The following is a 14,876-nucleotide window of genomic DNA, read 5'->3' on the forward strand; positions in this document are numbered from 1 at the left end:
GATGGTTACGTCGTTCGGGGGCTCAATCAATGGGGGTCGCGACGGTCATGACATGGCCTCGTGAAGCGCGAGGCGCGCAAACCTGCATGTCGGTGGTGCCTGCCACTATTTTCATAGAGCCTCAACTAGACGTACGAACTGTGGTTGCGAATCGGCAGGAGGATCTTGTCGCAACAGATCGATTTGAGGAGATTGGATCATGAGCTCCAAGTACGACTCGACAGATGCAGAAGCGAATGAGACGAACCGCGCATCGTTTCCCAGCACGCCTGACCGAATTTCTATGCCCGAGTGGTACCCCGACCTGCTCGCCTCCGTCGCCGGACGCGTTGCTGCTGGGCGTTCGCGGGCGATCGCAGCGGTCAATTCAGAATTGCTTGCCACGTACTGGGCAATCGGTGCAGACCTTATCTACCGTGAAGCCCAAGAAGGCTGGGGGACGCGCGTCGTGCTCAGACTATCGGCAGACATCCGCGGTCAATTTCTCGGAACGAAAGGGTATTCTCCACGCAACCTCAGGTACATGAAGAGTTTCGCCGCGGCTTGGCCCGAGTCTTCAATCTTGCAAGGCTCGCTTGCAAGATTGCCCTGGTATCACCAGATCGCACTACTCGAGAAGTTGGGCGACCCGGCTACGCGCCTTTGGTACGCGGCGGCAGCCATCGAAAACGGCTGGTCTCGCGATATTCTGGTGCACCAGATTGACACGCGGCTCCATGAACGCTCGGGCAAAGCAATCACCAACTTCGCGGCGACACTTCCGCCGGCAGATTCCGACCTGGCCCAGCAGGCCACCAAAGATCCCTACGTCTTCGATTTCCTCGCGATGACCGACCGGCGCAACGAGCGTGAGCTGGAGACCCAGCTGGTGACGCACGTGCAGAAGTTTCTGCTGGAGCTCGGGCAGGGTTTCGCGTTCGTTGGCGAGCAGGTTCGTCTGGAGATCGGCGACGACGAGTTCTTTGCCGACCTCCTTTTCTACCACTTGCGTTTGCGCTGCTATGTCGTCGTCGAGTTGAAGGCCACGGCCTTCAACCCCGGCTTCGTGGGGCAGCTCGGCATGTATATGGCAGCCGTCGACGATCTCCTTGCCCACCCCGACGACAAGCCGACCATTGGGCTGCTGCTCTGCAAGACGAAGAACAATGTCGTGGCTGAGTACGCGCTCCGAAGTTCCTCGATGCCCATTGGCGTGGCTGAGTGGAAGGATGCCATCACAGACTCCCTGCCGGAAGAGTTCGCTTCCAGCCTGCCGACGATCGAGACAATCGAAGCCGAGCTCGCCGGTGAAGAGATTTCCCCGGACGCCCACGATTGAACAAACCACTAAAAATGACCACCAGACTGGCCCGTGTCTTGTGGGAACGCAGCCGGTCATAGTCAGAGTTTGATCTCTGGTGAGAATAAGCGACTGAGCTTGGAGTTGTTTCGTTAAGATCAGATGATGCGCCATACGCAAGAAAGTTGGGGGAATCATGGCTTATGTACTTACTAACCGACTCGTCGTCGGTGTCGCATCGAGCGCGCTTTTTGACCTGAGCGAGTCGGACGCCATATTTCGCGCGGAGGGGGAAGAACCGTATCGAACTTATCAAGATGCCAACATAGATACTCAGCTTCTTCCCGGGGTGGCCTTCCCATTCATTCAGAGACTACTGGGGCTGAACGACCTTAGTCCGATAGGCGATCCCTTGGTCGAAGTGATAGTCCTTTCGAAAAACGACCCAACTACTGGACTTCGAGTCATGCGATCCATCGAATCTCACGGGCTGTCCATTACTCGCGCAGTTTTCACACAGGGCAAGTCCCCCTACGAGTACATCGGTGCATTCGAGATGTCCCTCTTTCTATCCGCAGATGAACGTGACGTAAGAAAGGCTGTCGAACTCGGGTTTCCGGCCGGCCGTGTGATGCCTTCTGATCTGAGCTACGCCGAGGATGGTGGCGAAGTGCGCGTGGCGTTCGACTTTGACGGAGTCTTGGCCGACGACGAGTCTGAAAGAATTTTTCAAGGCCCTGGCGGCTTGAAAGGATTTCAGGATCATGAGGTCTTCAACCTTGATCGATCTCTTAGCGCGGGACCGTTACGCGAGCTGCTGAAGGATCTACACATGATCCAGAATCTTGAAAAGATCAAGAAGCTGGAGCAACCTCAATATCAGCCGCGGGTGCGAATCTCGATTGTAACGGCCCGAAATGCGCCGGCACATGAACGCGCCGTGAGAACACTCAGCGCCTGGGGAATAACGGTAAACGACGCCTTTTTCCTTGGCGGTATTTCCAAAGGCTCCGTCCTTAAAGTTCTACGGCCGCATATCTTCTTTGATGACCAGGAAGGCCATCTCACTGCCACGGCAGAATTCGCTGCAAGTGTGCACGTGCCGTATGGCATCGCAAATGAGTCACCACAGGGCACGGCAATTTCGCTCGACATATTGGAAACCGTGTCATGACAAATCGGCGTCGCCGCAATTGAGGGGATAGGCAATGACGATCACTATATCTACGGCAGCACAGGGGCTGTCCGAAGCCGCGTGGGAGAACTTCGCGCTCGACCAGCTGGGGGAGCCGCTCGGCTGGCTTCCGCTCGCCGGCGAGAAGATCGCGCCGGGCACTGGGGAGCGCGAGTCGTGGGGCGAACTGCTCATTCGCCCGCGCCTGCTCGAGGCGTTGCGCAATCTTAACCCGACCGTTCCGGTGGAGTACCTGCGCCAGGCGCTCGCCGAGCTGACCGCACCCAAATCGATGGACGCGATCACCGAGAATCAGCGTATGCACGAGTACTTCGTGCACGGCTTTCCGTTCAGCTATCTCGATGCCAGCGGGGCCGAGGTGAGCCCCAGCATCCGCTTGATCAGTTCTGACCCGGCGCAGAACGACTGGCTGGCCGTGAACCAGGTGACGCTGCGCCAGGGCGACTATCTGCGCCGGTTCGACATCGTGCTGTACTGCAACGGCATGCCGGTGAGCATCATCGAGTTGAAGAAGGCGGGCAGCGAGCGGGCCACCGTGGCCGCAGCGCACGCCCAGCTACAGACCTACCTGCGCGAGTTTCCGATGGCGTTTCGGTTCTGCGTATTCACGCTCGCCTCCGATGGGCAGTCGGCGTCGTATGGCACGCCGTTCACTCCGCTCAATCACTTTTCGCCGTGGAACGTCGACGACGATGGCAAGCCGGTTGCGCCGGGCACGATCACGGTCGACGGCGACGCGGTCACCGGGCTCGAGACGGCTTTGGCCGGCCTCTACGACCAGGAGCGATTTCTGCAGCTTCTGACCTATTTCACCGCGTTCGATGAGGGCGACGACGGCCTCACCAAGCGCATCGCCAAGCCGCACCAGTTCTTCGCGGTGAATAAGGCGGTCGCGAGCACCGTGCAGGCCGTCGCGAGCAACGGCAAGGCCGGGGTGGTTTGGCACACGCAGGGGTCAGGCAAGTCGATGGAGATGGAGTTGTATACCAACCTGGTGACGCTGCACCCCAAGCTGAAGAACCCGACCGTGGTGGTGATCACCGACCGCAAGGAGCTCGACGGGCAGTTGTTCTCGTCGTTCAACCGCAGTCTGCTGCTGCCGGGCAAGCCGGAGCAGATCCTCAAACGCTCCGACCTGCGGCAGAAGCTGAGCGAGCGCAACACCGGCGGAATCTTCTTCACCACGCTGCAGAAATTCGGAATCAGCAAAGCCGAGAAGGATGCCGGGATGGAGCATCCGCTCTTGTCGGACCGGCGCAACATCATCCTGATCGTCGATGAGGCGCACCGCAGCCACTACGACGACCTCGACGGGTATGCCCGCCACCTGCGCGACGCCCTGCCGCACGCGACACTGATCGCGTTCACCGGCACGCCCATTTCATTCGATGATCGCAACACGCAGGACGTGTTCGGTGACTACATCGACGTGTACGACCTCACTCGCGCAGTCGACGACGGCGCGACCGTGCCGGTGTACTTCGAACCGCGACTGATCAAGGTCTCGTTGGCTGCGGATGTCACCGAAGAGATGCTCGACGACGCGGCCGACGACGCCACCCAGGGGCTCGACGAAACCGAGCGCGCCCGCATCGAGCAGAGCGTTGCCGTGGTCAACGCGGTCTATGGTGCGCCCGAGCGCATCGCTGCACTCGCTTTGGATATCGTGGCGCATTGGGAGAATCGGCGCAGCCGGATGATCAAATTCATTGATGCCCCGGGCAAGGCCATGATCGTCGGTGGTACGCGGGAGATCTGCGCGCTGCTGTACGAGGCGATCGTTCTCTTGCGGCCCGACTGGCATTCCGCCGCGCTCGACCAGGGCACCATCAAGGTCGTCTACTCCGGGGATGCGACGGACCAGCCGCCCGTGTCGAACCACGTGCGACGCACGTCCCAGAACGACGCGATCAAGGCGCGGCTGAAGAACGTCGACGACCCGCTCGAGCTCGTCATCGTCAAGGACATGATGCTCACCGGCTTCGACTCGCCGCCGCTGCACACCCTCTACCTCGACCGCCCGCTCAAGGGCGCGCTGCTGATGCAGACGCTCGCGCGAGTGAACCGCACGTTTCGCGGCAAGGAAGACGGGCTGCTCGTGGCCTATGCCCCGCTCGCTGAGAACCTGGCCAAGGCGCTCGCCGAATACACAGCGGATGACCAGACCGGCAAACCGCTCGGCCGCAACATCGACGAGGTGGTCGCCCTCACCGAGACGCTCGTCGAGACCCTGCGCGGCCTTCTGGCCGGGTACGACTGGAAGGCCGTGCTGCAGAAGGCCGGTTCAAAGGCTTACCTGAACGCGGTGACCGGTTCCGTGAACTATCTGCGGGCCCCCGGCACGCCCGGCAACCAGATCGTTGAGGGTGAAGAGACACTCGGCGTGAAGTACCGCCGGTACTCCGGTCAGCTCTCACGGGCCTGGGCGTTGTGTTCGGGGTCGCAGAATTTGGCTTCATTGCGGCCAGAGGTGCAGATCTACGAGGAGATTCGGGTCTGGATGGCCAAGGGCGATGCCAATGATCGGCAGTCCCGCGGCGAGCCGATCCCCGAGGAGATTCAACGGTTGCTGGGGGAACTGATCGCGTCCGCGACGTCGTCGGGTGACGTGCTCGACATCTATGAAGCGGCCGGCATGCCGAAGCCGTCGCTCAGCGATCTGACGCCGGAGTTCGTGGCGAAGACGCAGCAGGCGCGCAACCCGCATCTGGCGATTGAAGCGTTGCGCAAGTTGCTGACCGAGGAGGCCGTGGCATCCACTCGCAACAATATGGTGCGGCAGCGCGCGTTCTCGGAACGCATCACCGAGCTGATGAACAAGTACACCAACCAGCAGCTGACCTCGGCCGAGGTGATTGCCGCGCTGGTGGAGATGTCGCGGGAGGTCGCTGCCGAGTCGCAGCGCGGTTTGCACTTCACGCCGGAGCTGACCAGCGATGAACTCGCGTTCTACGACGCGGTGGCGCAGAACGAGTCCGCGGTAGATCTGCAGGGCGAGGGCAAGCTGGCCGACATTGCGCGCGGGCTGGTGCAGGTGATGCGCCGCGACGTGCGCACCGACTGGACCGTGCGCGACGACGTGCGTGCCAAGCTGCGTTCGTCGATCAAGCGGCTGCTCGTGCTCAACGGCTACCCGCCCGACCAGCAGCCCGGTGCGATCAAGCTCGTGATGGAGCAAATGGAGTCGATGGCGCTGCGGTTTGCCGGGGACCGCTAATACCGGCGACCTTCTCGCGGTCTGCAAACCAGAGCACACCGACCGATGTGATTTTCGCAACGAGGGGTATTCTGGGGAGATGGAAACCCTTCGAGACCGCGTTCTGACGTGTCTGGAGCAGATGGCGCCCGGCACGTCTCAGAATGAACTCGCGAGGCGCATCGGGATGGCGCCGAGCGCTCTGTCGCGTGCGCTCAATGAAACACGCGGACTCACGGGTGACGAACTCGTGAGCTTGGCACGGGAACTTCGGATGTCGGTCGACTGGGTACTGACGGGGGAAGACCCATTTCCGATCCGTATCGCTGCCCGCCACAACTTTTCGCAGATTAACGGCTACCAACTGTCACGAGCGGCGGCGGGAGAGCGAGCAATTCTGGACGATGTTGCTCTGGTGTTCCGCCAGGCAGTAGACGACCTGCAGCCCCTGGCTCGGCGCGCGGTCCCGAACGATCCATTCGAGGCCCGCAAGATGCTGCTCGACGCATTTGGCGCGGATTGGACACTTCACTTTGCGGATGCCGTTGAGCGCGTTTTCGGCATCGACGTCGTCAAACTAGCCATGCCCGACGCCGCCGGCTATTCGATGCAGTTGCCGAACGCAACTGTCATTGTTGTCCCGACTGAGAACTTCTGGGGTCGACAGAATTGGACAATAGCTCATGAGCTTGGGCACATTTCTCGAGCGGAGTTCACGCCGATTGACGAGCCAGCTTCAATATCGGACGAGTCGGCGGCGAATGCATTCGCGACGCAACTGCTGCTGCCCGAGGAGGAAATGCGAATGATCGACTGGTCCGCCACTCGCGGGCCAGAGCTAGCAAAGTTTCTCTGGGGGAGCGGTGTTTCGATCGGGGCGCTCGGCGTGCGCTTGGACAGTCTCAAAATTGATCGTCCCGAGGTGACGCTGCGCACCGGGCAGCTGATTCGCAAGTATCCACCAATGGACGTCGGGGTCTTCGACGACCCGATTAGTCAGCGGTGGGTTGCCGCCGGCCGCCGACGGTTTCCTGTCAGAATCCTTGTCGCGCACGAGAAATTTGAAACAACACGGCGTTCCCTGGCGTGGATGTTGGGTGTTGAGGTCGACGAAGCTTCCGACGAAGTGGAGGCTCAAACCAACCTGGATACGATGGCGACGGCATTCGGATTTGTCCCGGCGAAGTGACTCTCTTTTTCCCGGACAACACGGTCCTGGTGAACTTTGCCCACATTCGCCAGATCTCTGTGTTGGAGGGGCTTCTCCAGGGTCGAGGGCGCTGGGTGTCGTCCGTCGCGGCGGAGTGCGAGAGGTCCGCAGAACTTGTGCAGCTCGAAGACCTGAAAAACGTGCCTGAAATTCTCGGAGTCCCCATCAGATCTGATCGTGCGGAGCGTGTCGATGCCCGAGCCATTCAGATCCGACTGCGGGCGCCGGGTGACCCTTCTGGAAGGAGCTTTGGAGAATCGGAGACTATCGCTGTCATCGTTCGACGGCAGCTTGACGCAATGTTCCTCACCGACGACCGGGGTGCGATCGACTATCTGGCCGTGGCGCATCCCCGCGAGCAGGAATCCGGGGAGCAAGGCGTGGGTCATTGAAGACTCGTCGGCGACTCGACACACGCCGTCGCGCCGCCCGCTCGCGCCGCGTTCGCAGGATGCCTTGATTGACTTCTTTCGCACCAACTCCCTTGAAGGGCTCGACTCGAGGACCAGGGAACGCACAGCTCAGCGCATCCGCTTTCTGCGTGGCAGCGATGCGCCAGCTGCGGTGCTCGCGGATTGGTTCAATGGCCAGCCGCCTGCCGGCTTGAATGCGGGGTCCAATCTCATTGCCCATGCGGTGGCCGGCAATGATGCCCGGGTGCGGCAGGTGCTCCAACGCAGACATGCCGCGTATCTACGGGAGAGAGTTGACCTTGCCCAGCGGGTCAGTGATGAACGCGCTATTCGCGGCCTGACCCGAGCCGACCTCGCCGCGGCCGCCGACGTGGACCTGACTGTTCTGTCAGCAATTGAGCGCGGCAAACCTGTCGAGAGCATCGCTGCGATTCGCCGAGTGCTGCGCGCCCTGCACATCGACCCCTCGGCTATCCCCGCACCAGGTGTTCGATGACGAGTGGACTCGATGCCTACCTCGAGGGCCAGCGCGTTGGCCAGTTCGCTCGGAATGCCCACGGAAGGACGGCTTGAAGGGGTGCGAATTTCGGAGTTTTTCTCCTATGTGGATTGCCTGAGTATGTGCTGATGGGGCTTTGTATTCGAGATGTGGTGCCGCCGAAGGAACGCTATTGGACTCTCCCGATGATGTCAACGAAAAATTATGCAGCCATGCGACGTACGATCAGTGGATGCCGCCGTGCTCGCCACTTCCGCAACGTCACGGCCTCGAGGCCGCGTGGGTCTGCACCCCGGAACGGGCGCAGCATCCGCTTTGGGACACGATGGGCGCCTGGCTGGATGAGCGTTTGTCGGAGTTCGTGGACGTAGCCGGCTTTCTGGCTCAGGGGCGATTGGTCTATGAGTCGGGCACCGCGGTAGCCGGTCTCGACCCGTACCGGCCGAACGCCTTCGTCTGGTTCCACCGCGACCTGGCCGCCGAGACTTTTGTTCCGGGGCCCATCCACCTGATCTATCGCGACGATCGCCTCGTCGTGATCGACAAGCCCGCCTTTCTCTCGACCATTCCCCGCGGGCGCCACGTCGTGCAGAGCGTGGTGGTGCGCCTGCGCGCCGAACTCGGGCTTCCGGAGCTCTCGCCGCTGCATCGGCTGGATCGGGTGACGTCGGGGCTGGTGGTGCTGGCAACCGAGCGGCGGTGGCGCGGGGCGTATCAGTCGATGTTCCAACGGCAGGAGGTCGCCAAGACCTATCGGGCGCTGGCGCCGCTGCTGCCGAGCCTCGACCTGCCCGTGACGGTGCGCAACCACCTCACGACCCGCCGTGGTCAGTGGCAGGCCGAGGTACTGCCGGACGCGCCGGCCAACGCTGAGTCGTTGATCGAACTCGACTCGGTGATCGACGGCCAGGGCGTCTACGCATTGACGCCGCGCACCGGCCGCACCCACCAATTGCGCATGCACATGCTCGGCCTGGGGATTCCAATCAGTGACGACCCGATCTATCCGGTCGTGCGAGATATCGCGATCGACGATTTCAGCCACCCCCTGCAGCTGCTGGCGAACGGGGTGCGCTTCACCGACCCGATCGACGGTCGCCCGCGGCAGTTTGCCAGCGTGCGAACGCTCCCGTTGCGCAGTGAGGTCGGCTGAGCCTGGGTGTCGGGCGTCGCGACACGCGGTTGACAAGCTGACACGTGTTTAAACCAGCGCGGACTTCCCCAACACGTGCCGCGAGCCTTGATGGTGCGCGTCCAAAATTCACCAAACGGATGCCTAGGCTAGACCCATGGCCACAGTCATTCTCGTGCGGCACGGCCGCACCACCGCAAACACCGCCGGAATACTCGCCGGGCGGGCCGCCGGCGTGCGACTCGACCAGATCGGGCAGGACCAGGCGGCGCTGACCGGAAAACGCCTCGCGGTGGTACCCCTGGTCGCCGTGGTCTCCAGCCCCCTGGAACGCTGCCAGCAGACCGCGCAGCTCATTCTCGACCACCAGAGTGGTTCCCCGGACATGCCGATTGACGACGATCTCACCGAGTGTGATTACGGCCAGTGGCAGGGCCGGACCCTCAGCGACCTGGCCACAGAAGACCTCTGGTCGGTGGTGCAGACGCAACCCTCAGCCGTGGTCTTTCCCGGCGGCGAGTCGATGGCGGCGATGCAGGCGCGGTCGGTGGCCGCGATTCGACGCCACGACGCCGCCTTCGAGGCGCAGCACGGGCCCGGTGCGGTGTGGGTCGCGGTCAGCCACGGCGACGTTATCAAGTCCATTTTGGCTGACGCGCTCGGCATACACCTCGACCTGTTCCAACGTATCAACGTCGGGCCCGCGTCGGTATCGATCGTGCAATACGGCCCCAAAAGGCCGAGCGTGCACGCGACCAACACCGACGGCGGCGATCTGTCCTGGCTGGCTGGCAGCATCCACTCAGCGGATGCGCCGGTCGGCGGTGGGGCCGGTCATCAGCCAGCGCGCACCTCGACCGCGTAAAATATTAACATGCCCACAATCGTCCATGAGTTCGACTGGCCCGACCGGGTAGTCGTCGGTACCGTCGGCCTGCCCGGGTCGCGCACATTTTACTTGCAGGTGCGCAGCGGCACCCGCATCGTGAGTATCGCGCTGGAGAAACAGCAGTCGGCGCTTCTCGGCGAAAAGATCGACGAGATTCTTGACCAGTTGATCACCTTAGAAGGCAATCCCTTCAGCATTCCGACCACGACCCCCATCGAGCTCGTCGACAACGACCCGCTCGAACAGCCCGTCGCCGAGGAATTTCGCACCGGGGCGATGAGCCTGGGCTGGGACCCGTCGACGGTGCAGGTCGTGATCGAGGCCTACCCGATCACCGACGATGACGAGGAATTGCTCGATCCGGCAGAAGTGGCTGAAATGCTGCTGGTGCGCATGCCCGTCGGCACGGCGCGAGCCTTCGCCAAACGCACGCGCGAGGTCGTCGGCGCCGGCAGGCCCATGTGCCCCCTCTGCGGTTACCCCGTCGACGCCGACGGGCACACCTGCACCCTGCCCGAAGCCTGATGCCGATTCCCGACCTGATCAACGGTGAGCTGAAGCTCACCGGCCGCATCACGACGGCCTCGAATGCAACGTTCCTGGGGAGCATCGACGGCGCGGTGGTCGTCTACAAACCGGTGGCGGGGGAGCATCCGCTGTGGGATTTTCCGGGCGGCCACCTGGCCAATCGCGAGGTGGCGGCCTACTTGGTCTCGCAGGTCTTCGGCTGGAACGTCGTGCCGCACACCTGGCTGCGCGAGGGACCGATGGGCGAAGGCATGGTGCAACTGTGGCAGGAGTCTGACCCCGCGCAGGCCGCCGTCGACCTTGTCGCGGCCGATGCCGTGCCGGATACCGGGTGGCGACACGTTCTCGATGGGCGAGACGAACACGAACGGATGGTCACCCTCATCCACGAAGACAGCGCGGCGCTACGCCGCATGGCCGTGTTCGACATCGTCGTGAACAATGCCGATCGCAAGGGCGACCACATTCTCGCCATGCCCGACGGTCACCGGCACGGCGTCGACCATGGGCTCACCTTTCATATCGAGCACAAGCTGCGCACCGTGCTGTGGGGCTGGCTCGGCGATGCGCTCACCGACGAGGAACTCGAGGGCATCGACCGGGTGCAGGCCGACCTGAATGGTGCGCTGGGCGCGACCCTTGCTGGCCTTCTGAGCGCCGAAGAAGTTGCTGCGCTCGCGGAACGCTGCGGCCGGTTGCGGTCAGAGGGGGAGTTCCCCGCACCGAGCGGCGACATGCCCGCGGTGCCCTGGCCCCTGTTCTGATTGTCGTTCGCGCTCAACGTCAATGTCAGTGGTGCGCGGCAGTATTGGACTCAGTGGACGGGGGCCGATCGCGCGGCCGCGCGGTCAGTGTGAATTGGCTCGAAAATCACGTGGATGCTTGTCACAGCGGACAGGATGTGTTAAGTTATGACTGAACATAAACCCGTGCAACTGCTCGACGGTAGCTCTGTCGTGCTTGCTATTGTGCGGCCGAGCGGGGCGTGCGACACACAGGAGTTTCTTCGAAGTTTGAATTTTCGCTTCTTAGCGCGGTATCAGCGTTATCTGGAATATCTTCGCGATGGAGTCCTTATAAAATCGCCCGAGAACTTTCGGCGGTTGAGTTTACCGGGTTCCGCTGCGGTGGTATTTGAGATCAAGGTTGACAAGTATCGCCTCTATATCGTGCGGTTCCGATCAGCTTGGTACGCCACGCATGGCCGCGTGAAACCCAAAGACAATCAGGTTAACCAGGAAATCAAGAAAGCCCTGGAGATTTTCTGGGAAGGAATTGGAGACGTCTCGTGAGCGATGAATCGGTGTTTCCTACAGGCGACCCCACCTATGCCTCAACGTATGCGGAGGAATCCGCAATGGTTGAGGCCAGCGAGATTATTGCCTCCGCTCTCGAGCGGAGCGGCATGTCGCGGGCCGAACTTGCGCGGGCCTTGGGAGTGAGCAGGAGTGAGGTTACGGCTCGTCTTGCCGGCGAACGGAATATAACTGTGCGAAAGCTCGCCGCGACGCTGCATTCGCTCGGGCAAAAGCTTGAGCTGTCCGTCGTCGTTACCCATGATGAAAGGTTGCAGAACACCTGAATCGATCCGCCGCGGCACGAGTCTGTGCCACGCTTGATGCATGGATCTTGAGGTATCGCCGGCGCTAACCATTCCCGAGCGCGAACTCGGCTGGCGGTTTTCGCGTTCGTCCGGGCCCGGCGGCCAGCACGTCAACACCTCAGACAGCCGGGTAGAGCTGTCCTGGAACGTCGCCGACTCGACGGTGCTTTCCGACGATGAGCGGATGCTGCTGCTCACCCGCCTCGGGCACCGTATCGTTTCCGGGGTGGTCACCATCGCCGCGAGCGAGCAGCGCTCCCAGCTGCGCAACCGCGAGATCGCCCTGCGGAAGCTCGCCGATCTGGTGATCGCCGGGCTGGCGGCTGAGCCGCCCGCCCGCCGCGCGACCAAACCCACGAAGGGCTCGGGGCGGCGGCACCTCGCCGCCAAACAGCAGCGCTCAGCCACCAAGCAGAACCGCCAGCGTCCCGCTGCCGATTAGGGGCGGCCTACCGGTATCCGCTCGCCGAGAAGGCAATAGCCTCCCGGGACGGTGCCACTTGACCGATCGGCATCCGCTTGAAGCGGCTATCGCACGAGCAACATCTGCCGAAAGTACGCCGCGAGCTCGTCGGTCGCCGTCAGCGGCAGCACGTTCGCGACGTACTGGTCGGGTCGCACGACCACGATGGCACCGTCGCGGCTGATTCCGCGCAGGGAGAAGATGTCGTGCTTGGGGTCGGTGGCGTAAAGCTTCTCGTAGTCGATCAACCCGAACGGACCAGTTTTGGGCAGGAACACCTCGGAGACCTGGCTGATGTCGACCTCGGCGTGGGCCTGCTGGTAGACCACCTTGACGTCGAAGATGCTGTCGATGTCGCTCCCGTCCGGGGTGTGGGCGAGCAGCGGCGAGTCAGCAGAGGTGCGCATCCACTCTGCCCAGGCGGCCAGTTCAACGGATGCGGCGTCGGCAAACGCGTAGACGCGCCAGCGGCCGTCGGCGCGGTGGTGGTGGCCGAGTTCGACCGGGTTGGCGTCACCGACCCGCACCACCGGGGCCGACTTGAAACGCTTACCAATTGGGAACCCGGTCGCGAGCGACTGGTGGGTCGCCTCGCCGATCAGCATCGACGGCGGATACTGGGTCATGAAGCCGGCCGGAAACTCCGCCGTCTGCGTGTAGAACTCCTCCAGCGGTACCTTGAGGTCCTCCGGCTTGGCGGCCATGAGCGACGACCACTCCTTGTCGAAGTCGATCAGGTTCTTGGCGATGACCTGGCGTTCGGCCGAATAGGTGCCGAGCAGGCTGTCCGGGCTGCGCCCGTCGAGCACGTAACCGAGCTTCCAGCCCAGGTTGAAGCCGTCCTGCATCGAGACGTTCATGCCCTGGCCGGCCTTGGCGCTGTGCGTGTGGCAGGCGTCACCGAGAATGAAAACCCGCGGCGAGCGGATGCCGATCTCCACCGGCAGCACATCGTCGAAGCGGTCGGTGAGGCGGTGGGCAACCTCGTACACGCTGTGCCAGGCGACGTTTTTCACGTCGAGGGTGTACGGGTGCAGAATGGCGTTCGCCTTCGCGATGATCTGCTCCATCGAGGTCTGGCGCACCGCGCCATTGTCGTCGGGAGCGACTTCGCCGAGGTCAACGTACATGCGAAACAGGTAGCCGCCCTCGCGCGGAATGTGCAGGATGCTTCCGCCGGTTCCGGACTGGATGGCGCACTTGGTGCGAATGTCGGGAAAATCGGTGACGGCGAGTACGTCCATGACGCCCCAGGCGTGGAAGGCCGCGTCACCGGCGAGGGTGCAGCCGATCGAGTCGCGCACAGCGCTGCGGGCACCGTCGGCGCCGACGACGTATTTGGCGTGCACGATGCGTTCCTGGCCCTTGTGGGCGCCGGTGGTGTGCACGAGCGTCACCGTGACGGGGTACTCGCCCTCATTCGTGTTCACAAGGCTGTGAAATTCGAAACCGAAATCCGGGGTCATGCGGGTGGGCGCATTGGCCATCACCTCGGCGAAATAATCCAGTACGCGGGCCTGATTGACGATGAGGTGCGGAAACTCGCTGATGCCGGTCGGGTCGTCGATGGCCCGGGCGGTGCGGATGATGTTGGCCGGGTTGGTGGGGTCGGGCTTCCAGAACGCCATCTCGGTGATGCGGTAGGCCTCGGCGATGATGCGCTCGGCGAAACCGAAGGCCTGAAAGGTTTCGACGCTGCGAGCCTGGATGCCGTCGGCCTGCCCGATCGCCAGGCGGTCGCCGCGGCGTTCGACGATGCGGGTCGTGATGTTCGGAAACTGGGAGAGCTGGGCGGCCGTGATCATGCCGGCCGGGCCCGTGCCGACGATGAGAACGTCGACGGTGGCGGGAAGTTCGTCGGGGCGATCGATGCCGACCCCGGCGGCGTCCTGAACGCGGGGATCGGTGGACACGTATCCGTGGTGGTGAAACTGCACGGCTTCCTCACTTCTCTGTGTGGTTCCTCGGTGTGGTCTCGCACGGCGATCAGTCACCGTTCGATAATAGAACACCGTGTTCTATTATCGTTTTCTGAATCATATACGACATTGGGTGATCTACAGGGGCCGGCGGCGTATCCGGCCGAGCATCCCACGAGCGCCTGAGTCTGCTGGAACGCCCGCCACCACGGTCAACCGACCGTGAGCCAGGCGCGAGTGGTGGGCGCTACTCATCATTCGCGACTCGGTGCCGCGGCGCTAAACCGACGTCAAACTCGAGCTTCCGGGCATCCGTCAAATAATTGGTTGCGGCAGATGAGAAGTACTGGTGCTGGCTCGCCGTAAAAAGGACACACGGGCTAGTGCACGCCGGCCAGGGTGGACGCGTCCAAGCCAGATCGCGCGCCCGATATCGTGACCGTGGCCTTGCCCCCGGTTAGTGGACACGGGTTAAGCGGCGAGTTGAACTTCCGCGGTCTCTGACGAGTATTGCAGTTCGAAGGTGACGGGGCTGACATCGCCGATCGAG

Annotated in this window: 13 protein-coding genes; 12 read left to right on the plus strand and 1 reads right to left on the minus strand. The window is 62.4% G+C overall.

Annotated features, from left to right (window positions below):
- The first annotated feature begins 199 nt into the window (after positions 1 to 199).
- The 12 genes from E3O45_RS01740 (at position 200) to arfB (ending at position 12,386) form a co-directional block, all read left to right on the plus strand.
- Positions 200 to 1,318 carry a YhcG family protein gene (locus E3O45_RS01740; RefSeq protein WP_134441282.1) on the plus strand — a complete coding sequence of 373 codons (1,119 nt, stop codon included), beginning with the start codon at positions 200 to 202 and terminating at the stop codon, positions 1,316 to 1,318.
- A 157-nt stretch (positions 1,319 to 1,475) separates the two neighbouring features.
- Positions 1,476 to 2,453 (plus strand): 5'-nucleotidase, encoded by a 978-nt coding sequence (locus E3O45_RS01745; protein ID WP_174843038.1) that lies wholly within the window; start codon positions 1,476 to 1,478, stop codon positions 2,451 to 2,453.
- A 34-nt stretch (positions 2,454 to 2,487) separates the two neighbouring features.
- Positions 2,488 to 5,691: a type I restriction endonuclease subunit R gene (locus E3O45_RS01750; protein ID WP_134441284.1), complete on the plus strand. Its 3,204-nt coding sequence runs from the start codon at positions 2,488 to 2,490 to the stop codon at positions 5,689 to 5,691.
- A 79-nt stretch (positions 5,692 to 5,770) separates the two neighbouring features.
- Positions 5,771 to 6,859 carry an XRE family transcriptional regulator gene (locus tag E3O45_RS01755; protein ID WP_134441285.1) on the plus strand — a complete coding sequence of 363 codons (1,089 nt, stop codon included), beginning with the start codon at positions 5,771 to 5,773 and terminating at the stop codon, positions 6,857 to 6,859.
- Between the two features lie 477 nt (positions 6,860 to 7,336).
- A complete protein-coding gene (locus E3O45_RS17385) occupies positions 7,337 to 7,789 on the plus strand; it encodes a helix-turn-helix domain-containing protein (protein ID WP_166789362.1) in 453 nt (150 codons plus the stop codon).
- 235 nt (positions 7,790 to 8,024) lie between these two features.
- The gene (locus E3O45_RS01765) at positions 8,025 to 8,945 is read left to right on the plus strand and encodes a pseudouridine synthase (RefSeq protein ID WP_134441287.1); all 921 of its coding nucleotides are present in this window, start codon (positions 8,025 to 8,027) and stop codon (positions 8,943 to 8,945) included.
- Positions 8,946 to 9,081: 136 nt separating this feature from the next.
- Positions 9,082 to 9,789 (plus strand): histidine phosphatase family protein, encoded by a 708-nt coding sequence (locus tag E3O45_RS01770; RefSeq protein ID WP_134441288.1) that lies wholly within the window; start codon positions 9,082 to 9,084, stop codon positions 9,787 to 9,789.
- A 9-nt stretch (positions 9,790 to 9,798) separates the two neighbouring features.
- The gene (locus tag E3O45_RS01775; protein ID WP_134441289.1) at positions 9,799 to 10,338 is read left to right on the plus strand and encodes a DUF3090 domain-containing protein; all 540 of its coding nucleotides are present in this window, start codon (positions 9,799 to 9,801) and stop codon (positions 10,336 to 10,338) included.
- Complete coding sequence (locus E3O45_RS01780) at positions 10,338 to 11,105, plus strand: SCO1664 family protein (protein WP_134441290.1); 768 nt, start codon at positions 10,338 to 10,340, stop codon at positions 11,103 to 11,105. Before E3O45_RS01775 ends, E3O45_RS01780 begins: the two co-directional genes overlap by 1 nt.
- Positions 11,106 to 11,252: 147 nt before the next feature.
- Entirely contained in the window at positions 11,253 to 11,633 is a 381-nt protein-coding gene (locus E3O45_RS01785; RefSeq protein WP_134441291.1) for a hypothetical protein, read from the plus strand.
- Positions 11,630 to 11,923, plus strand: a complete 294-nt coding sequence (locus E3O45_RS01790) for a helix-turn-helix domain-containing protein (protein ID WP_134441292.1) — start codon at positions 11,630 to 11,632, stop codon at positions 11,921 to 11,923. Before E3O45_RS01785 ends, E3O45_RS01790 begins: the two co-directional genes overlap by 4 nt.
- Positions 11,924 to 11,963: 40 nt before the next feature.
- Positions 11,964 to 12,386 (plus strand): alternative ribosome rescue aminoacyl-tRNA hydrolase ArfB, encoded by a 423-nt coding sequence (gene arfB, locus E3O45_RS01795; protein ID WP_134441293.1) that lies wholly within the window; start codon positions 11,964 to 11,966, stop codon positions 12,384 to 12,386.
- A gap of 86 nt (positions 12,387 to 12,472) precedes the next feature.
- On the opposite strand, the gene E3O45_RS01800 is transcribed toward arfB, so the two are convergent.
- The gene (locus E3O45_RS01800; RefSeq protein WP_134441294.1) at positions 12,473 to 14,344 is read right to left on the minus strand and encodes an FAD-binding monooxygenase; all 1,872 of its coding nucleotides are present in this window, start codon (positions 14,342 to 14,344) and stop codon (positions 12,473 to 12,475) included.
- Between the last annotated feature and the right edge of the window lie 532 nt (positions 14,345 to 14,876).

The organism is Cryobacterium sp. TMS1-20-1 (assembly GCF_004402355.1).
In the GTDB taxonomy this organism is placed as follows: domain Bacteria; phylum Actinomycetota; class Actinomycetes; order Actinomycetales; family Microbacteriaceae; genus Cryobacterium; species Cryobacterium levicorallinum.